This is a genomic window from Roseivivax sp., from assembly GCF_054552075.1.
The window spans coordinates 116,298-134,502 of sequence record NZ_JBTOLZ010000005.1; the positions used below are offsets into that span (position 1 = coordinate 116,298).

Genomic DNA, 18,205 nt, shown 5'->3' on the forward strand with positions numbered 1-18,205 from the left:
CCGGAGCGGGCTTTGCCCACGCCCCGTGGCTTGCGTCACAGTGTTTCCGACCATCAGGAGGACCCGACATGCCCCGCTCTTTCCGCGCCGCCTCGCTGGCGCTTGCGATGATCCTGCCCGCCCCGGCGCTGCAGGCCGCCGAGATCACCGTCGCCGGCGGCTGTTTCTGGTGCGTCGAGGCCGATTTCGAGAAGGTGCAAGGCGTCTCGGAGGTGGTCTCGGGCTATACCGGCGGCTCGACCCGGAACCCGACCTACAAGCAGGTGGTCGCCGGCGGGACCGGCCATTACGAGGCCGCGCGCATCGACTACGACCCAGGCGTCGTCAGCCGCCGCCAGCTCTACGACAGCTTCTTCCGCTCGATCGACCCTTTCGACGATGGCGGGCAGTTCTGCGACCGGGGCGAGTCCTACCGCCCGGCGATCTTCGTCTCGAACCCCGAGGCCCGCGCCGATGCCGAGGCGGCGAAAGCCGCGGCGGAACGTGCGCTGGGGGAAGCGGTGGCCGTGCCGATTTTCGACGCGCAGACCTTCTACGAGGCCGAGGACTACCACCAGGATTACTACAAGAGCAGCGAGCGCACCCTGACCCGCTTCGGCTATGTCGACCGGAAGGATGCCTACAAACGTTACCGCCAGGCCTGCCGCCGCGATGAGCGGGTGCGCCAGGTCTGGGGTGACGCCGCGCCCTTCGCGGGCGGATAAGGCAAGGTTAGGCTCTGATTTCGCCCGGGCTCAGGCGTCCGGGCCGAAGCGGTCCTCGATGTCCTTGAGGTCGGGGATCGCATCGGCGGTGCCCACCCGGCTGACCATGATCGCCCCGGCCTTGGCCGCGAGGTCGAGCGCCTGGCGCATCGGCAGCCCCCGATCGAGCCCGGCGATCAGGTAGCCGGTGAAAGTGTCACCCGCGCCGGTGGTGTCCACCGCCTCGGCGGGCACCGGCGGGATCTCGGTGCGGGTGCCGGTGTCGGTCTCGTACCAATGCGCGCCCTCGGCGCCGCGCGTCACCACCACGTCGCGCACCGGCAGCTCCGCCGGACCCAGCCCGGTGGCCGCGCGCAGCTGTTCGGCCTCGACCGCGTTCAGGATCAGAAGGTCGAGCAGCGGCATGACCGCCTTCACGGCATCGGCCTCGAAGGGCGCGGCCGCATAGGCGATGCGCATCCCCCGGCGCGAGGCCAGGGTCGCCGCCTGCCGCTGGGCGTTGGTCTCGTTCTGGAACAGGAAGATGTCGTGGCTTTCGCCCTGCCCCAGCCGGTCGGCGAGCGCGATCTCGGAAATCGCGCGGTTTGCGCCGGGATAGAGAATGATCTGGTTCTCGCCCGCTTCGTCCACGGCGATCACCGCATGGCCCGAGGCCTCGCCGATGCGGTCGATCAGCCTTGTGTCGACGCCGTATTCGAGCAGCCGCTCGATCATCCAGCCGCCGTCGGGGCCCACGGCCCCGAGATGGCGCACCTGGGCGCCGGCGCGGGCGATGGCCACCGACATGTTGGCGCCCTTGCCGCCGAGCCCCCGGCTGTAGCGGGTCGAGGCCAGCGTCTCGCCCGGTCCGGGCAGATGCGGCACGCGGTAGACCAGGTCGGCGTTGATCGACCCGAGGTTCCAGACGGTCATGGGCGTCCCCCCGTTTCCCTGTCGCGGGCCTCAGCCCACCTTGCAGGCGGCCAGCACCGCCATGTTCAGAATGTCGTTGGCCGTGGAGACCGTCGAGCAGATCTGGATCGAGTGATCCACCCCCGCGAGGATCGGCCCGATCACCGTGGCCCCGGCCATCTCCTGCAGGAGCTTGGTCGAGATCGAGGCCGAATGCCGCGCCGGCACCACCAGCACGTTGGCGGGCCCGGTCAGCCGCGAGAAGGGATAAGCCTTCTGCGCCTGGGCATTCAGCGCCACGTCGACGGTCATCTCGCCTTCGTATTCGAAGTCCACCCCGCGCCGGTCGAGCACCTTGGAGGCGACATGCATCTTGGTCGCCCGCTCCGAGACCGGGTAGCCGAAGGTCGAGAAACTGAGGAAGGCCACCCGCGGCTCGAGCCCGAGGTGCAGGGCCACGCCCGCCGCGCGTTCGGCGATATCGGCGAGGTCCTCCTCGTCGGGCCATTCCTGCACCAGCGTGTCGCCGATCAGCACGATGCGCCCGTTGTGAATGAGCGCCGTGACCCCCACCGCGCCATGGGCGGCATCGGCGTCGAAGACGTGGTTCATCCGCTCCAGCACATGCGCCGACTTGCGCGTCGCCCCGGTGATCAGCCCGTCGCCATGGCCATGGGCCAACATCAGCGCGGCGAAGACATGCCGGTCACGGGCGGCCAGCCGGTGCACGTCCTGGCGGTCCATGCCCTTGCGCTGGTTCCGGTCGTAGAGGAAGTCCTTGTAGAGCTCGAGGTGCGCGGTATTGGCGGCGTTCACCACCTCGATCTCGCGCACGGCGTCGCCCATGCCGGCGGCCTCGAGCTTGGCCTTCACGTCGGCCTCCCGGCCCACCACCAGCGCCTTGCCGAAGCCCGACCGCTGGTAGGTCGCGGCGGCGCGCAAGACCCGCGGGTCGTCGCCCTCGGCGAAGATCATCCGCGCCTGGGCCGCCCGGGCCCGGGCCGAGATGCCCTGCAGGATCGAGGCGGTCGGATCGAGCCGGGTCTTCAGCGAGACCTCATAGGCCTCCATGTCGACGATCGGGCGGCGCGCGGCGCCGGTGTCCATGCCCGCCTTCGCCACCGCCGGGGGGATGCGGTAGATCAGCCGCGGGTCGAAGGGCGTGGGGATGATGTAGTCTCGCCCGAAGGTCAGGTTGCGCCCATAGGCCACGGCGACCTCATCCGGCACATCCTCGCGGGCGAGCGCGGCCAGGGCCTCGGCGCAGGCGATCTTCATCTCGTCGTTGATGGCACGGGCGTGGATGTCCAGCGCCCCGCGGAAGAGATAGGGAAAGCCCAGCACGTTGTTGACCTGGTTGGGATAATCCGACCGCCCCGTGGCGACGATGGCATCGAGCCGCACCTCGTGCGCCTCTTCGGGGGTGATCTCGGGGTCGGGGTTGGCCATGGCGAAGATCACCGGGTCGTCGGCCATGCTCTCGACCATCTCGCGGGTCACAGCCCCTTTGACCGAGACGCCGAGGAAGACGTCGGCGCCCTTCATCGCCTCTTCGAGGCTGCGGTGCGGGGTGTCGACCGCATGGGCCGATTTCCACTGGTTCATGCCCTCGGTGCGGCCCTGGTAGATCACGCCCTTGGTGTCGCAGACCACGCAGTTCTCGTGCCGCGCGCCCATGGACTTCAGAAGCTCGATACAGGCGATGCCCGCGGCCCCGGCCCCGTTGAGGACGATCTTCACGTCCTCGATTTTCTTGCCCGAGATATGCAGCGCGTTGATCAGCCCCGCGGCGCAGATCACCGCGGTGCCATGCTGGTCGTCGTGGAAGACGGGGATGTTCATCTCTTCCTTGAGCCGCTGCTCGATGATGAAACATTCCGGCGCCTTGATGTCCTCGAGGTTGATGCCCCCGAAGGTCGGCTCCATGAGCTTGACCGCCTGGCAGAAGGCCTCTGGGTCCTCGGTATCGAGCTCGATGTCGATGGAATTGACGTCGGCGAAGCGCTTGAAGAGCACCGACTTGCCCTCCATCACCGGCTTGGAACCCAGCGCGCCGAGGTTGCCGAGCCCGAGGACCGCCGTGCCGTTCGAGATCACCGCCACCAGGTTGCCCTTGTTGGTGTAGTCATAGGCGGTCTCGGGATTGGCGGCGATTTCCTCGCAGGGCACCGCGACGCCCGGGCTATAGGCCAGGCTCAGGTCCCGCTGGGTGGCCATGGGCACGGTGGCCTGCACCTCCCATTTGCCGGGGCTCGGCTCGAGGTGGAAAGCCAAAGCCTCTTCGCGGGTGAATTTCTGCCGTGCCATGCGCGCCCTCCCTTGCGTCCGTCCGGGCTTATCCGAGGGGGGCATGGCTCTCAACTCCGGTAGCGCTACCAGCATCCGCCGACGCCCCGGCATTTCGGCTTTCGCCCTCGCGCGCGCTTGCTTAGGGTCCGCGAAAGATCACGCGAGGAGACCCATGAGTGCCGCCGCAACGCCGATGATGGCGCAATATCTCGAGATCAAGGAGCGCCACAAAGACGCGCTTCTGTTCTACCGGATGGGGGATTTCTACGAGCTCTTCTTCGACGACGCCGCGGCGGCGGCCGAGGCGCTCGACATCGCATTGACCAAGCGCGGCAAGCACGCGGGCGAGGACATCCCGATGTGCGGCGTGCCGGTCCATGCCGCCGAAAGCTACCTGCTGACGCTGATCCGCAAGGGCTTCCGCGTGGCGGTCTGCGAGCAGATGGAAAGCCCCGCCGAGGCGAAGAAGCGCGGCCACAAGTCGGTGGTCAAACGCGACGTGGTGCGGCTGGTGACGCCGGGCACGCTGACCGAGGAGAGCCTTCTCGAGGCGCGGCGGCACAACTACCTGGCGGCGATTTCCATGGTGCGCGGCGAGTGCGCGCTGGCCTGGGCGGATATTTCCACCGGGGCCTTCCACGTCATGCCGCTGAGCGCCGCGCGGATCGGCGCGGAACTGGCCCGGCTGGCCCCCGCCGAGGTGCTTGTGGCCGAGACCAGCGAGGAAGAGCTGCGCCCGGTGCTGGACGACCTCGGGCTTCTGCCGACGGTGCTGTCGAAGGCATCATTCGACTCTGTTTCAGCGGAAAACCGGCTTCTGACGCTCTTCGGGGTGGCCTCGCTCGAGCCTTACGGGGCCTTCGGGCGGGCCGAGACGGCGGCGATGGGCGCGGTGGTCGATTACCTCGACATCACCCAGAAGGGGAAGCTGCCGCTCCTGCGTCCGCCCCGGCAGGACCAGGTTTCGCGGCTTCTGCAGATCGACGCGGCAACCCGGGTGAACCTGGAGCTGACCCGCGGCGCGGGCGGCACCCGGGCGGGCTCGCTCCTGTCGGTGATCGACCGGACGGTGACCGCGGGCGGCGCGCGGCTTCTCGAACGCCGGCTCTCGGCGCCCTCGCGGGACCTCGCGCAGATCCGCGCCCGGCAGGACGCGGTGGCCTGGGCGCTGGAGGCGCGCGATCAGGCTCTGTTCCTGCGTGATGCGCTGAAAAACGTGCCTGACCTCGACCGCGCGCTGTCGCGGCTGGCGCTCGACCGGGGCGGCCCGCGCGACCTCGCGGCGGTGCGCAACGCGCTGATCGAGGCGCAGGGCATCGCGGCGCGGCTCGACGGCACGGAGCTGCCCGAACTCTTGGAGGAGGCCCGCGCGGCGCTGGCGCGGCAGATGGAGGTGCTCGACACGCTCGACGAGGCGCTGATCGCCGAGCCGCCGCTTCTGACACGCGACGGCGGTTTCATCGCCGAGGGCTTCGATGCGGACCTCGACGAGGCGCGGACGCTGCGCGACGAGGGGCGCGGGGTGATCGCCGGGCTGCAGGCGCGCTATGCCGAGGAGACCGGCATCAACGCGCTGAAGATCAAGCACAACAACGTGCTGGGCTATTTCATCGAGACCACGGCCACCCATGCACAGAAGATGCTGGCCCCGCCCTTCTCTGAGACCTTCATCCACCGCCAGACGACCGCCAACCAGGTGCGCTTCACCACGGTCGAACTCTCGGACCTGGAGACCCGCATCCTGAACGCCGGCGGGCGCGCGCTGGAGATCGAAAAGCGGCTCTATGACAGCTTGAAACAGGCCATTCTGACCGTCGCGCCGGAGCTGGGCGAGACCGGGCTGGCGCTGGCGGAATACGATCTCGCGGCGGGGCTGGCCGATCTGGCCGCGGCCGAGGACTGGTGTCGCCCCAAGGTCGACGAGAGCCGCGCGTTTCACGTGGAACAGGGCCGCCACCCGGTGGTGGAACGGGCGCTCAGGGCGCAGGGCGGCGCGCCTTTCGTGGCCAATGACTGCGGCCTCTCGCCCGAGGGCGACGGCCCGGCGCTGGAGCTGCTGACCGGGCCCAACATGGCGGGCAAATCGACCTACCTGCGGCAGAACGCGCTGATCGCCATCCTGGCGCAGATGGGCGCCTATGTGCCCGCCAGCGCCGCGCATCTGGGCGTGGTGAGCCAAATCTTCAGCCGCGTCGGCGCCTCGGACGACCTGGCGCGGGGCCGGTCGACCTTCATGGTCGAGATGGTCGAGACCGCCGCCATCCTGAACCAGGCCGACGACCGGGCGCTGGTGATCCTAGACGAGATCGGGCGCGGCACGGCGACCTACGACGGGCTGTCGATCGCCTGGGCGACGCTCGAACACCTGGCCGAGGTGAACCGGGTGCGGGGCCTGTTTGCCACGCATTACCACGAGCTGACGGTGCTGGCGGGCAAACTTGCGGGCGTCAGCAACGCCACGGTGGCGGTCAAGGAATGGGAAGGCGAGGTGGTCTTCCTGCACGAGGTGCGCAGCGGCGCGGCGGACCGCTCCTACGGGGTGCAGGTGGCGCAGCTCGCGGGCCTGCCGAAAGCGGTGGTGGCGCGGGCGAAATCCGTGCTCGAGGCGCTGGAGAAAGGCGAACGCGAGAAGACCACGCCCAAGGCGCTGATCGACGATCTGCCGCTCTTCTCGGTGGTGGCCCGCGAGGCGGAGGCCGCGCCCGCGCAGGAAAAAGCCGCGCCCTCGGAGGTCGAGGCGCGGCTTAAGTCGATCAATCCCGACGATCTGAGCCCGCGCGCGGCGCTCGAGGCGCTCTACGAGTTGCGCGGGCTCCTGGGCGAGGTCTAGCTCAGCCCGGGTTCGAGCTGACGCCGACCTGGGCGGGCCGCAGCAGGCGGTCGTGCAGCATGAAGCCCTCGGCCGAGACCTGGATGATGTCGCCGGCCTTGGTCTCGGGCAGCGGCGCCTCGAACATCGCCTCGTGGTGCTTGGGGTCGAAGCGGTCGCCGACCTCGGGCTTGATCACCTCGATGCCGTGCTTCTTGAAGACCGAGAGCAGCTCGCGCAGGGTCAGCTCGACGCCCTCGAGAAGCGCCGCGGAAATCTGCTTCTGCTCGTCGTTGGCGGTGGCCAGCGCGCGCTGCAGGTTGTCGTAGACCGGCAGCAGGTCGCGGGCGAGCCGGGTGCCGCCGTATTGCTCGGCCTCGCGGCGGTCGCGGTCGGAGCGTTTTCGCGCGTTCTCGGCATCGGCGAGCGCGCGCATGAACTTGTCCTTGTAGCCGTCACGCTCGGCCTCAAGCTCGGCGATGCGGTCGGCCTCGGTGGGTTCTGCCGACTCGAATGCCTCTTCCTCGGCCTCGGCCTCGGCTTCGAGCGCGTCCAGGTCATCGAGGAAATCGTCGTTCTTCGGATCTGCCATGCTCATCCTCTATTTTCGGTCGGACAGGAGCTTGCCGACCAGCTGGGCGGTGTAATCCACGATCGGAACGATCCGACCGTAATTGAGACGGGTGGGCCCGATGACGCCCACCGCGCCGATAATCTTTCGGTCCGCGTTCATATATGGAGAGACGACCAGAGAGGAACCCGAAAGCGAGAAAAGTTTGTTCTCGGAGCCGATGAAGATGCGCACCCCCTCCCCGCCTTCGGTCAGTTCGAGGAATTCCGCGATGTCGCGCTTGCGCTCGAGGTCGTCGAACAGGCTGCGGATGCGGTCGAGATCCTCGCCCGGGGCCTCTTCGCCCAGGAGATTCGCCCGCCCCCGGACAATCAGCCGTTCGGAGCGGTCGCCCTCCTCGGCCCAGACGGCGAGCCCTGATTCGACCATCTCATGCGCCAGACTGTCGATTTCCTGGCGCCGCGCGGCGATGTCCCGCACCACGTCGCGGCGCATGTCCGAGAGCGTGCGTCCCTCGACGATGGCGTTGAGGAAGTTTGCCGCCTCGCGCATGGCCGAGGGCGTCATGCCCGGCGGCGGGGTGAAGACGCGGTTCTCGACCTGGCCGTCGTCGAAGACCAGCACCACCAGCGCCCGGCTGGGCGCGAGCGAGACGAACTCGATGTGCCGGATCGGCGCCTCGTGCTTGGGCGTCAGCACCAGCGAGGCGCCATGGGTCACGCCCGAGAGCGCCGAGCCCACCCGGTCGAGCAGGTTGCCCACGTCGTCGGTATTGGTGCCGAGCGTCGCATCGATGCGGGTGCGGTCCTCGCGGTCGAGGTCGCGCACCTCCAGAAGCCCGTCGACGAAGAGCCGCCACCCCAGCTCGGTCGGCACCCGGCCCGCGCTGACATGCGGGCTATCGAGCAGCCCGAGGTATTCGAGATCCTGCATGACATTGCGCACGGTCGCCGCGGAGACCTGTTCCGACAGGGTCCGGGTGAGCGTGCGCGAGCCCACGGGCTCCCCGCTTTCCAGGTAGCCCTCGACCACGCGGCGGAAGACCTCGCGCGAGCGGTCGTTCATCTGATCGAAGAGTGTGGTGCCGTCCTGCATCTGACGTGATTTCCGTTCCGACCCATTAAATTCGCCTCGCGGCCGGGGTCAATCGGGGTTGCTGCGCGGGGTCTCCGGTCTGTATTCGGTGCGCAAATCAAGGAGAGACACCATGCGTCCGTCTGGAAGAGACTTAAACGAAATGCGCTCCGTTTCAATCGAGACCGGGGTTACGAAACACGCGGAAGGCTCCTGCCTGATCCGCATGGGCGACACCCATGTCCTCTGCACCGCCAGCATCGAGGACCGCGTGCCGCCTTTCATCAAGGGCTCGGGCCTCGGCTGGGTCACCGCGGAATACGGCATGCTGCCGCGCTCGACCTCGAGCCGGATGCGCCGCGAGGCCAGCGCCGGCAAGCAGGGCGGCCGCACCGTGGAGATCCAGCGGTTGATCGGCCGCAGCCTGCGCGCCGGCTTCGACCGGGTGGCGCTTGGCGAGCGGCAGATCACCGTCGACTGCGACGTGATCCAGGCCGATGGCGGCACCCGCTGCGCCTCGATCACCGGCGGCTGGGTGGCGCTGAAACTGGCGGTGAACAAGCTGATGAAGGCCGGGGATGTGACCTCTGATCCGCTGGTCTCGCCGGTGGCGGCGGTGAGCTGCGGGATCTACGCGGGCCAGCCGGTGCTCGATCTCGACTATCCCGAGGACAGCGAGGCGGGTGTCGACGGCAATTTCATCATGCGCGGCGACGGCCAGCTGATCGAGATCCAGATGTCGGCCGAGGGCGCGGTCTTCTCGCGCGACCAGATGAACGGGCTTGTGGACCTCGCCGAGAAAGGCGTGGGCGAGCTTGTCACGGCCCAGCTCGAGGCGGTGAAATGACCCGCAGCTTCACCGGCGACCGGCTTCTGGTCGCCACCCACAACCAGGGCAAGCTCGAGGAGATCGCGGCGCTACTGGAGCCCCGCGGGGTCACGGTCGTCGGCGCCGCAGAGATGGCGCTGGACGAGCCCGAGGAAACCGGCACGACCTTTGTCGAAAACGCCCGGATCAAGGCCCATGCGGCAGCCAAGGCAACCGGCCTGCCGGCGCTTTCGGACGATTCCGGCATCGAGATCGACGCGCTCGACGGCGCGCCGGGCGTCTATACCGCCGATTGGGCCGAGACCGGTGCGGGCCGCGACTTCACGATGGCCATGACCAAGGCGCACGACCGGCTCATCGCCGCGGGCGCCTCCCAGCCCTGGTCCGCGCGCTTCTGCTGCACGCTGGTCCTGGCCTGGCCCGACGGGCACGACGAGGTCTTCCCCGGCGTGATGGAAGGCCAGGTGGTCTGGCCGATGCGCGGCGACCAGGGCCATGGCTACGATCCGATCTTCCAGCCCGAGGGCTTCGACGTGACCTTCGGCGAGATGGACCGCTGGAAGAAGAACGAGATCAGCCACCGCGCCGATGCGATGCGCAAGTTCCTGGACGGCTGTTTTGGCTGAGAGCTGGGAAGACGGGGGCTTTGGGCTCTATGTGCATTGGCCGTTCTGCGAGGCCAAATGCCCCTATTGCGACTTCAACTCGCATGTCACCCGCGAGATCGACACCGAGCGCTGGCGCCGCGCCTATCTGGCCGAGCTGGATCGCGAAGCGGAGCGCACCGGCGGGCGGGCGCTGACCTCGATCTTCTTCGGGGGCGGCACGCCGAGCCTGATGGAGCCGCGGCTCGTGGGCGAGATCATCGACCGCGCGGCGAAACACTGGTCGCTGGGCCCGGAGGTGGAGATCACCCTCGAGGCCAACCCGCGCTCGGTGGAGGCGGAGCGCTTCCAGGGCTTCGCCCAGGCCGGGGTAAACCGGGTCTCCATGGGGCTGCAGGCGCTGAATGACGCCGATCTGCGGCGGCTCGGGCGGCTGCACAGCGTCGAGGAATCGCTGGCGGCCTTCGAGGTCGCGCGGGCGGCCTTCCCGCGGGTGAGTTTCGACCTGATCTACGCCCGGCAGGACCAGAGCCTGGCTGATTGGGAGGCGGAACTGACCCGCGCGCTGGATCTCGCGGCGGATCACCTGTCGCTTTACCAGCTGACCATCGAGCGCGGCACCGCCTTCTGGGAGCGGCAATCGCGCGGCGCCCTGCCCGGCCTGCCCGATGAGGACCGCGCGGCGGAGCTGTACGAGGCAACTCAGGCGCTTTGCGAGGCGCGCGGGCTGCCCGCCTACGAGGTCTCGAACCACGCCAAGCCCGGCGCGGAATCGCGGCACAATCTGGTCTATTGGCGTTACGGCGATTACCTCGGGATCGGGCCCGGGGCGCATGGGCGGCTGACGCTCGATGGCGCGCGGCAGGCGACCGAGGCCTGGCGCAACCCCGGGGCCTGGCTCGATGCCGTGGAGCGCGGCGACGGAACACGTGTCATGCAGGAAGTGCCGCGCGCTGAGCAGGCGGTCGAATACCTCATGTTGGGGATGCGCGTCTTGGACGGCATAGATATGGGGCGGCTGTCGGCAATGGATCCGCAGGCGGCGCCCGAGGCGGCGCGCGCGAATCTGCGCGAGATCGGGCTTCTCTGGGAAGAGAACGGCCGGATCGGCGTCACCCGGGACGGCCGGCTTCTGCTGAACGCCGTGCTGACCGAGCTGCTGCCGGACCCGGCCTGATAATGACCTGATACTGGCCCAAGCGCCCTGCCCTACTGGCCGAGCAGCCCGCAGAGCGAATCGAGCTCTTCCAGCGTGTCGTAGGAAATCGTGATCCGGCCCGCCTCGGCGCCGGGCTTGTGGTCGATCGAGACCTTCATGCCCAGGCTCGCGGAGAGATCGCTTTCCAACGCCCGCGTGTCGGCGTCCTTTTCGATGCCCATGTCATCGGCGCGCGGCTTGCGCTTGGCGGCGCGTTCCTCGTCGCCCCGGGCCAGTTTCTCGGTGGCGCGCACCGACAGGCCCTTGGCGATCACCTGGCGAGCCAGCGCCGAGGGGTCGTTTGCGGTGATCAGCGCGCGGGCATGACCGGCGCTGAGCTTGCCCTCGATCACGAAGGTCTGGACGTCCTCGGGCAGGTTCAGCAGGCGCAAAAGGTTGGCGATATGGCTGCGGCTCTTGCCGAGCGCCTCGGCCAGCTTTTCCTGCGTATGGCCGAACTTGAACATCAGCTGCCGGAAGCCCGCCGCCTCTTCGATGGCGTTGAGATCCGCGCGCTGGATGTTCTCGATGATCGCGACCTCGAGCACCTCGGTATCGGTGAACTCGCGGATCAGCGCCGGCATCTCGTGCAGGTTGGCGAGCTGCGCCGCGCGCCAGCGGCGTTCACCCGCGACGATCTCGTAACGCTCGGAGGCGCCCGGCTTGGGGCGCAGGATGATCGGCTGGATCACGCCCTTGGTGCGGATCGAATTGGCGAGCTCCTGCAGCTGCTCCTCGGTGAAGGTGCGGCGCGGCTGGTCGGGATTGGGCTCGATCCGCTCGATCGGGATCAGGCGATCGGGACGGCGCGGCGCAGGGCTGTCGCTGCTCTCGGTCTTTTGCGGCTCGACATCGGCCATGAGCGCCGAAAGACCCCGCCCGAGCCCGCGCTTTTCCCGTTTCTCCGCCATGGTCTGCCTCCTAAGCCGCTGTTTTCGCGTTTGTTTTTAGTAGTTCCCGCGCGAGGGCCCGATAGGCCGCGGCGCCCTTGGACTGGGTGTCATAGGAGAGCACCGGCATGGCGTAAGACGGCGCCTCGCTGACCCGGACGTTGCGCGGGATCACGGTGGTGTAGACCAGCTCGCCGAGGTTGGCGCGGGCGTCGTCTTCGACCTGCTGCGAGAGGTTGTTCCGCGCGTCATACATGGTCAGCACGATTCCCTCGATCCGCAGGTCGGGATTTGCGCTCTGGCGCACCTCGCGGATGGTCAGCATGAGCTGCGAGAGACCTTCGAGCGCAAAGAACTCGCTTTGCAGCGGCACCAGCACCGAATGCGCCGCGACCATGGCGTTGACCGTCAGGAGGTTCAGCGAGGGCGGGCAGTCGATCAGAATCATGTCGAAGCCATAGGGCTCGATGTCCTTCTGGCGCAGCGCCGCATGCAGGAGATGGCTGCGCTTCTCGTTGGCAACCAGCTCGATGTCGGCGGAACTGAGGTCGATGGTGGCGGGCACGAGGCGCAGGTTGGCGACCTCGGTCTCCTGGATGACCTCCTGCAGGGGGACATCGTCGAGCAGCAGCTCATAGCTGGTGTATTCGCGGTCGGTGGGCTCGATCCCGAGCCCGGTCGAGGCGTTGCCCTGGGGATCGAGGTCGACGATCAGGATGTTCAGCCCCTGTTCGGCCAAGGCCGCGCCGAGGTTGATGGTCGTGGTGGTCTTGCCGACCCCGCCTTTCTGGTTCGCGACGGCGACGATCTTCGGCCCCTGCGGCCGCGTCGGATCAGACATGAACAACATCTCCGATATCGAGGATGACGGATTGGGGATCGGTTTCACTTCTAGTGGTCGTGCAGGCAAATGACCACGTTGCCCGGGCCTCGGCGAGTTCTTTTTCCCAGGTGACGCCTTTCGGGAACAACGCCCGGGCACCCGGCGCCATATGCGGCGCGGCAAGGCCCAGAAGCGTGGTGAGATCGGCCAGCGCGCGGGCGCTGACGACCTGGGCATTTTGTGGCGGCAGGGCTTCGATGCGGGCGGTTTTGACCTCGGCGTTCAGCGAAAGCTCGCGGATCACGGTGCGCAGGAAGACGCATTTGCGGCTGTCGCTTTCGACGAGGCGGAAGGTGAGCTCCGGCGCGCTCTCCTTGGCGAGGATCGCCAGGACCAGCGCGGGGAACCCGCCGCCGCTGCCGAGGTCCAGCCAGAGGCCGGATTGGGGCAAAAACTCCGCCAATTGCAGCGAATCGCCGATGTGGCGGTCGCGCAGATCGGCGAGCGAGCGGCGGGAGACGAGGTTGATGCGCGGGTTCCAGCGGTGGACCAGCGCCTCGAAGTCGGTCAGCGCGGCGGCTGTTTCACGTGAAACATGCCGCCCGGCAAAAAGCTCGCTCATGCGGATTTCGCGCGTTTCTGCTGGCGCAGCTTGGCGAGGATCAGCGTGAGCGCCGCCGGCGTGACGCCGTCCACCCGCGCCGCCTGCCCCAGGCTCGCCGGGCGCGCGGCCTCGAGCTTGCCTTTCAGCTCGTTCGACAGCCCGTCGAGCGCGTGGAAGTCGAACGCGGCGGGAATGGCGATCTGCTCGTCCTTGCGCAGCGCCTCGACGTCGCGTCTCTGCCGTTCGATGTAATTGGCGTAAAGCGCCTCGCGCGCGAGCTGCGCCTGGGTCGCGGCGTCGATGTCCGAGAGCTCCGGCGCAATCTGCAACAACCCGCCGAAACTGATGTCGGGATAGGCCAGCACATCGTAGCCGGTCCGCTTCTGACCATCCTTGTTCACGGCAAACCCGATCTCGCTCAACTGCTTGGCGGTGATCGCGGTGTCGCGCAGTCGCGCCTCGCCCGCTTTCAGCTTGGCTTGTTTCTCGGCAAAGGCCGCGCGCCGGTCCGCACCGACAAGGCCCGCCTTGGCGCCGAACTCGGTCAGCCGCTGGTCGGCGTTGTCCGCGCGCAGATACAGCCGGAACTCGGCGCGCGAGGTGAACATCCGGTAGGGCTCGCTGACCCCGCGCGAGGTCAGGTCGTCGATCATCACGCCGATATAGCTGTCGGTGCGCGAGAAGGTCACCGCCCCCTGCCCCCTGGCCGCGCGCGCCGCGTTCAGACCGGCGACCAGCCCTTGCGCGGCGGCTTCCTCGTAACCCGTCGTGCCGTTGATCTGGCCAGCAAGATAGAGCCCCGGCACCTGCCCCAGCGCCAAGGTCGGCGCCAGTGCCCGCGGATCGACGTAGTCATATTCGATCGCATAGCCCGGCTGCCGGATCACCGCCTCTTCCAGCCCCGCGATGGTGTGCACGTAATGTGCCTGCACCTCTTCGGGCAGTGAGGTGGAGATGCCGTTGGGATAGATCGTGTCGTCCTCGAGGCTTTCGGGCTCGAGAAAGATCTGGTGCGATTCCTTGTCGGCAAAGCGCACCACCTTGTCCTCGATCGAGGGGCAATAACGCGGGCCCACCCCGGAAATATGCCCGCCGTACATGGCCGATCGGTCGAGGTTGCCGCGGATAATCTCATGGGTGCGCGCGTTGGTATGGGTGATGCCACAGCTCACCTGCCGCGCACTGGGCGCATCGGAGAGGAAGGAGAACATCACCGGATCGACGTCGCCCGGCTGATCTTCGAGCCGCGACCAGTCGATGCTGCTGCCGTCGAGCCGCGGCGGCGTGCCGGTCTTCAGCCGGCCGAGCGGCAGACCGAAGGCGTCGATGCGCTGCGCCAGGAGGTTGCTCGCCGCATCGCCCATGCGGCCGCCGCCGTAGGACGTGTCGCCGATATGGATCACGCCGCGCAGGAAGGTGCCGGTGGTCAGAACCACGGAGGCCGCGCGCAGCTCGCGGCCTTCGGCCAGGGCCACGCCCCGCGCCTGGCCCTCTTCGACAATCAGGTCGACAACCTCGTCGGTCACGATGGTCAGATTGGGCTGCGCCTTGGTGGCCGCCAGCATCTCGCGCCGGTAGATCGCCCGATCGGCCTGCGCCCGCGGCCCCTGCACTGCCGGGCCCTTGCGCCGGTTCAACAGCCGGAACTGGATGCCCGCGAGGTCCGCGACGCGGCCCATCACCCCGTCCAACGCGTCGATCTCGCGCACCAGGTGGCCTTTCCCGAGGCCCCCGATGGCCGGATTGCAGGACATCACGCCGATGTCGCTTTCGCGCATGGTGACCAGGATCGTAGCCGCGCCGGTCCGCGCCGAGGCATGCGCCGCCTCGGTCCCCGCGTGACCGCCGCCGATCACGATGACATCCGCATCAAGCTGTTTCACGTGAAACACTCCTCATTTCCCGAGGCAGAAATTTGCGAAGATCTCGTCCAGAACCGCTTCCACATCCACCTGCCCGATCAGCGCTTCCAACCGGCGAATCGCGCCGCGCACCTCTTCGGCGGCCAGATCATACGTTTCCGGTCCGCGCTCCGCCACGTCTGTCGCCACGGCCAGATGCTCCAGCGCCGAGGTCATCGCCGCCCGGTGCCGCTCCCGCGTGGCCAGCCCCGCGCCCGCGCTTTTCTCGCGCAGCCGCGCGCCGAGGTCGCGCACCAGCCCGTCGATCCCCTGCCCCGTCCGGGCCGAGATCGCCCCGGCCGCACCGGTCAGATCGCCTTTGGTGACATAGATGAGGTCGTCGTCCCGCGGCGGCAAGTCCGGCGCGTTGTCACCGTCCACCAGCAGCACCCGCAGGTCCGCACCCTCGGCCCGTTCCCGCGCCCGCGCCACGCCGATGGCCTCGACCTCGTCCTCGGTCTCGCGCAGCCCGGCGGTGTCGATCAGCGTGACCGGCAGGCCCGCAAGCTCCATCCGCACCTCGATCACGTCGCGCGTCGTGCCCGCCACATGCGAGGTGATCGCCGCCTCGCGCCCGGCCAGCGCGTTCAGAAGCGTGGATTTCCCGACGTTCGGCGCGCCCACGATGGCCACCTCGAAGCCCAGCCGCACCCGTTCCGCCGCATCGACGCCGGACAGCTCGACCTCCAGCGCGCCGCGCACCTCGCGCAAAAGCCCCGCGACCTCGGGCGAGACATCCTCGGGCACCTCTTCATCGGCAAAATCGATCACCGCCTCGAGCAGCGAGGCCGCCCGGATCAGCTTCTGCCGCCAATCCGCGACCTTCTCGCCCAGGGCGCCGGCGAAGACCCGCAGCGCCTGGCGCCGCTGCCCCTCGGTCTCGGAATCGATCAGATCCGACAGCGCCTCGACCTGCGCGAGGTCCAGCCGCCCGTTGTCGAGCGCCCGCCGGGTGAACTCGCCCGGTTCGGCGAGCCGCAGCCCGGGGATGCGCCCAAGCTCGGCCAGGACCGCGCGCACCACCGCGATGGAGCCGTGCAGATGCAGCTCGACCACCTCTTCCCCGGTGAAGCTTTCGCCCTCGGCAAAGGTCAGAACCAGCGCTTCGTCGAGAAATCCGCCGTCGCCCCCATGCAACCGCCGCAGGCCCGCGCGCCGCGGCTCAGGCAAGGCGCCCGCCAGCGCCTCCCCCGCCTGCCGCGCGGAAGGCCCCGAGACGCGGACCACGGCCACGCCCGACCTGCCCTCGGCCGTCGCCAGAGCAAAGATCGTCTCCATCACAGCCCCCGTCAGAGGTCAGGTGTTCATCGAGTCGAAGAATTCCGAGTTCGTCTTGGTCTGCTTCAGCTTCGACAGCAGGAACTCGATCCCGTCCGTGGTGCCCATCGGGTTCAGGATGCGCCGCAGCACGAAGGTCTTCTGCAGATCGCCCTTGTCGACCAGCAGCTCCTCTTTCCGGGTGCCGGACTTGAGGATGTCGATCGCCGGGAAGACCCGCTTGTCGGCGACCTTACGGTCGAGAACGATCTCGGAGTTGCCGGTGCCCTTGAACTCTTCGAAGATCACCTCGTCCATGCGGCTGCCGGTGTCGATCAGCGCGGTCGAGATGATGGTGAGCGAGCCGCCCTCTTCGATGTTCCGCGCCGCACCGAAGAAGCGCTTCGGCCGCTGCAGCGCGTTGGCATCGACACCGCCGGTCAGAACCTTGCCCGAAGACGGCACGACGGTGTTGAACGCCCTACCAAGTCTTGTGATCGAGTCGAGCAAGATCACAACATCTCGCTTGTGCTCGACCAGGCGCTTGGCCTTCTCGATCACCATCTCGGAGACCGCCACGTGCCGCGTCGCCGGTTCGTCGAAGGTCGAAGAGATCACCTCGCCTTTCACCGAGCGCTGCATGTCGGTCACCTCCTCGGGCCGCTCGTCGATGAGCAGCACGATCAGGTAGCACTCGGGATGGTTCTTCTCGATCGAGGAGGCGATGTTCTGCAGAAGGACCGTCTTGCCGGTCCGCGGCGGCGCCACGATCAGCGAACGCTGCCCCTTCCCGATCGGCGCCACGAGATCGATGATCCGGGCCGAGCGGTCCTTGATCGTCGGATCCTCGATTTCCATCTTCAGCCGTTCGTCGGGATAAAGCGGCGTGAGGTTGTCGAAGGCGATCTTGTGACGCGCCTTCTCGGGCACCTCGAAGTTGATCTGGGTGACATCCATCAGCGCGAAGTACCGCTCGTTGTCCTCCGGCGCCTTGATCTGCCCTTCGATGGTGTCGCCGGTCCGCAGCGAGAACTTCCGGATCATGTCGGGCGAGACATAGATGTCGTCCGGGCCCGGCAGGTAGTTCGCCTCGGGCGAGCGCAGGAAGCCGAAGCCGTCCTGCAGCACCTCGAGCACCCCGTCGCCGTAGATGTCCCAGCCTTCGTCCGCGCGTTCGCGCAGGATCTGGAACATCATCTCGCCCTTCCGCATCGTCGAGGCGTTTTCGATCTCCAGCTCCTCGGCCAGCGCCAGGAGGTCTTTGGGCGATTGCGCCTTGAGGTCGGACAGGTTCAGCTTTTCGAGGTTCATGTCTCTCACAGATGCACGGACCCAAAGGGCTCTCGCGCATTCCTTGTCGTCGGATCTGGGAAGTCACCACCCCGGACGGGGCTGCGTTTAGCTAGTCGCAGTGAAAGCTCCTGTCAATCTTGGCGGCTCTCAAGAGGCGCGGGCCCGCTTCGGCACCACCAGACTTCATAAAATTAGAATAAAAGAAATGATGAAGAGGAATGTTGGGAGGTCCCTTCGCTGTGGATTGTGCTTTCCCGCACAGCTCTGTCCACGGGAGTCTGGCCTGCGGACAACTTCGGGATGAGCGCCGGAAAAATCCGAAGACCTCGCGCGAAATCTCGAAATAACAAAGTGTTATGGAAATTTTCCCGCTGTGCAGCCTGTGGATGGAATCGGGGATGTCAGGCGGAATTCACACCTCTCCGGGCCCACAGGGTTTTCCCATCCACAGCCCGGATATCTCCCGG

At 67.6% G+C, this 18,205-nt stretch carries 15 protein-coding genes; 5 read left to right on the forward strand and 10 right to left on the reverse strand.

The genetic code is table 11. The features are described from left to right. Window positions 1–68: 68 nt before the first annotated feature. Window positions 69–704 carry a peptide-methionine (S)-S-oxide reductase MsrA gene (msrA, locus tag ACX938_RS05720; protein WP_459430313.1) on the forward strand — a complete coding sequence of 212 codons (636 nt, stop codon included), beginning with the start codon at window positions 69–71 and terminating at the stop codon, window positions 702–704. A gap of 30 nt (window positions 705–734) precedes the next feature. Here the strand turns inward: msrA and ACX938_RS05725 are convergent, their stop codons facing one another. Beyond that, window positions 735–1,616 (reverse strand): ribokinase, encoded by an 882-nt coding sequence (locus ACX938_RS05725; RefSeq protein ID WP_459430314.1) that lies wholly within the window; start codon window positions 1,614–1,616, stop codon window positions 735–737. Window positions 1,617–1,646: 30 nt separating this feature from the next. Further along, on the reverse strand, window positions 1,647–3,902 hold the full coding sequence (locus tag ACX938_RS05730) for an NADP-dependent malic enzyme (protein WP_459430315.1): 2,256 nt from the start codon (window positions 3,900–3,902) through the stop codon (window positions 1,647–1,649). A 154-nt stretch (window positions 3,903–4,056) separates the two neighbouring features. On the opposite strand from ACX938_RS05730, the gene mutS reads away from it, so the two are divergent. Next, window positions 4,057–6,714 carry a DNA mismatch repair protein MutS gene (mutS, locus tag ACX938_RS05735; RefSeq protein WP_459430316.1) on the forward strand — a complete coding sequence of 886 codons (2,658 nt, stop codon included), beginning with the start codon at window positions 4,057–4,059 and terminating at the stop codon, window positions 6,712–6,714. 1 nt (window position 6,715) lies between these two features. Here mutS and ACX938_RS05740 read toward each other — a convergent pair whose 3' ends face one another. Further along, window positions 6,716–7,285, reverse strand: coding sequence for a nucleotide exchange factor GrpE (locus ACX938_RS05740; RefSeq protein WP_459430317.1), 570 nt, complete (start codon window positions 7,283–7,285; stop codon window positions 6,716–6,718). 9 nt (window positions 7,286–7,294) lie between these two features. After that, complete coding sequence (gene hrcA / locus ACX938_RS05745) at window positions 7,295–8,359, reverse strand: heat-inducible transcriptional repressor HrcA (protein ID WP_459430318.1); 1,065 nt, start codon at window positions 8,357–8,359, stop codon at window positions 7,295–7,297. A 112-nt stretch (window positions 8,360–8,471) separates the two neighbouring features. Between hrcA and rph the strand changes: the two genes are divergently transcribed. From rph to hemW, 3 genes are read left to right on the forward strand one after another with little or no spacing between them, the layout of a single operon-like run. Further along, window positions 8,472–9,185, forward strand: coding sequence for a ribonuclease PH (gene rph, locus ACX938_RS05750; protein WP_459430319.1), 714 nt, complete (start codon window positions 8,472–8,474; stop codon window positions 9,183–9,185). Beyond that, entirely contained in the window at window positions 9,182–9,793 is a 612-nt protein-coding gene (rdgB, locus tag ACX938_RS05755; protein ID WP_459430320.1) for an RdgB/HAM1 family non-canonical purine NTP pyrophosphatase, read from the forward strand. Before rph ends, rdgB begins: the two co-directional genes overlap by 4 nt. After that, complete coding sequence (hemW, locus tag ACX938_RS05760) at window positions 9,786–10,949, forward strand: radical SAM family heme chaperone HemW (protein WP_459430321.1); 1,164 nt, start codon at window positions 9,786–9,788, stop codon at window positions 10,947–10,949. Before rdgB ends, hemW begins: the two co-directional genes overlap by 8 nt. 32 nt (window positions 10,950–10,981) lie before the next feature. Here hemW and ACX938_RS05765 read toward each other — a convergent pair whose 3' ends face one another. Genes ACX938_RS05765 through rho form a run of 6 tightly spaced genes read right to left on the reverse strand, consistent with a single transcriptional unit; the run spans window position 10,982 to window position 17,756 of the window. Then, window positions 10,982–11,881, reverse strand: coding sequence for a ParB/RepB/Spo0J family partition protein (locus ACX938_RS05765; protein WP_459430322.1), 900 nt, complete (start codon window positions 11,879–11,881; stop codon window positions 10,982–10,984). 10 nt (window positions 11,882–11,891) lie between these two features. Further along, entirely contained in the window at window positions 11,892–12,701 is an 810-nt protein-coding gene (locus tag ACX938_RS05770; RefSeq protein ID WP_459430323.1) for a ParA family protein, read from the reverse strand. Next, on the reverse strand, window positions 12,694–13,305 hold the full coding sequence (gene rsmG / locus ACX938_RS05775; RefSeq protein ID WP_459430324.1) for a 16S rRNA (guanine(527)-N(7))-methyltransferase RsmG: 612 nt from the start codon (window positions 13,303–13,305) through the stop codon (window positions 12,694–12,696). The genes ACX938_RS05770 and rsmG overlap by 8 nt, the downstream gene beginning before the upstream one ends. After that, a complete protein-coding gene (gene mnmG, locus ACX938_RS05780; protein ID WP_459430325.1) occupies window positions 13,302–15,179 on the reverse strand; it encodes a tRNA uridine-5-carboxymethylaminomethyl(34) synthesis enzyme MnmG in 1,878 nt (625 codons plus the stop codon). The genes rsmG and mnmG overlap by 4 nt, the downstream gene beginning before the upstream one ends. A 3-nt stretch (window positions 15,180–15,182) precedes the next feature. Then, entirely contained in the window at window positions 15,183–16,466 is a 1,284-nt protein-coding gene (mnmE, locus tag ACX938_RS05785) for a tRNA uridine-5-carboxymethylaminomethyl(34) synthesis GTPase MnmE (RefSeq protein WP_459430326.1), read from the reverse strand. Window positions 16,467–16,484: 18 nt separating this feature from the next. Further along, window positions 16,485–17,756: a transcription termination factor Rho gene (gene rho, locus ACX938_RS05790; protein WP_232754500.1), complete on the reverse strand. Its 1,272-nt coding sequence runs from the start codon at window positions 17,754–17,756 to the stop codon at window positions 16,485–16,487. Window positions 17,757–18,205 lie beyond the last annotated feature (449 nt).

Bases quoted from the DNA above. Each gene is read 5' to 3' on its own strand.
- msrA (WP_459430313.1), top strand. From the start codon at position 69: ATGCCCCGCTCTTTCCGCGCCGCCTCGCTGGCGCTTGCGATGATCCTG.
- ACX938_RS05725 (WP_459430314.1), bottom strand. From the start codon at position 1,616: ATGACCGTCTGGAACCTCGGGTCGATCAACGCCGACCTGGTCTACCGC.
- ACX938_RS05730 (WP_459430315.1), bottom strand. From the start codon at position 3,902: ATGGCACGGCAGAAATTCACCCGCGAAGAGGCTTTGGCTTTCCACCTC.
- mutS (WP_459430316.1), top strand. From the start codon at position 4,057: ATGAGTGCCGCCGCAACGCCGATGATGGCGCAATATCTCGAGATCAAG.
- ACX938_RS05740 (WP_459430317.1), bottom strand. From the start codon at position 7,285: ATGGCAGATCCGAAGAACGACGATTTCCTCGATGACCTGGACGCGCTC.
- hrcA (WP_459430318.1), bottom strand. From the start codon at position 8,359: ATGCAGGACGGCACCACACTCTTCGATCAGATGAACGACCGCTCGCGC.
- rph (WP_459430319.1), top strand. From the start codon at position 8,472: ATGCGTCCGTCTGGAAGAGACTTAAACGAAATGCGCTCCGTTTCAATC.
- rdgB (WP_459430320.1), top strand. From the start codon at position 9,182: ATGACCCGCAGCTTCACCGGCGACCGGCTTCTGGTCGCCACCCACAAC.
- ACX938_RS05765 (WP_459430322.1), bottom strand. From the start codon at position 11,881: ATGGCGGAGAAACGGGAAAAGCGCGGGCTCGGGCGGGGTCTTTCGGCG.
- ACX938_RS05770 (WP_459430323.1), bottom strand. From the start codon at position 12,701: ATGTCTGATCCGACGCGGCCGCAGGGGCCGAAGATCGTCGCCGTCGCG.
- rsmG (WP_459430324.1), bottom strand. From the start codon at position 13,305: ATGAGCGAGCTTTTTGCCGGGCGGCATGTTTCACGTGAAACAGCCGCC.
- mnmE (WP_459430326.1), bottom strand. From the start codon at position 16,466: ATGGAGACGATCTTTGCTCTGGCGACGGCCGAGGGCAGGTCGGGCGTG.
- rho (WP_232754500.1), bottom strand. From the start codon at position 17,756: ATGAACCTCGAAAAGCTGAACCTGTCCGACCTCAAGGCGCAATCGCCC.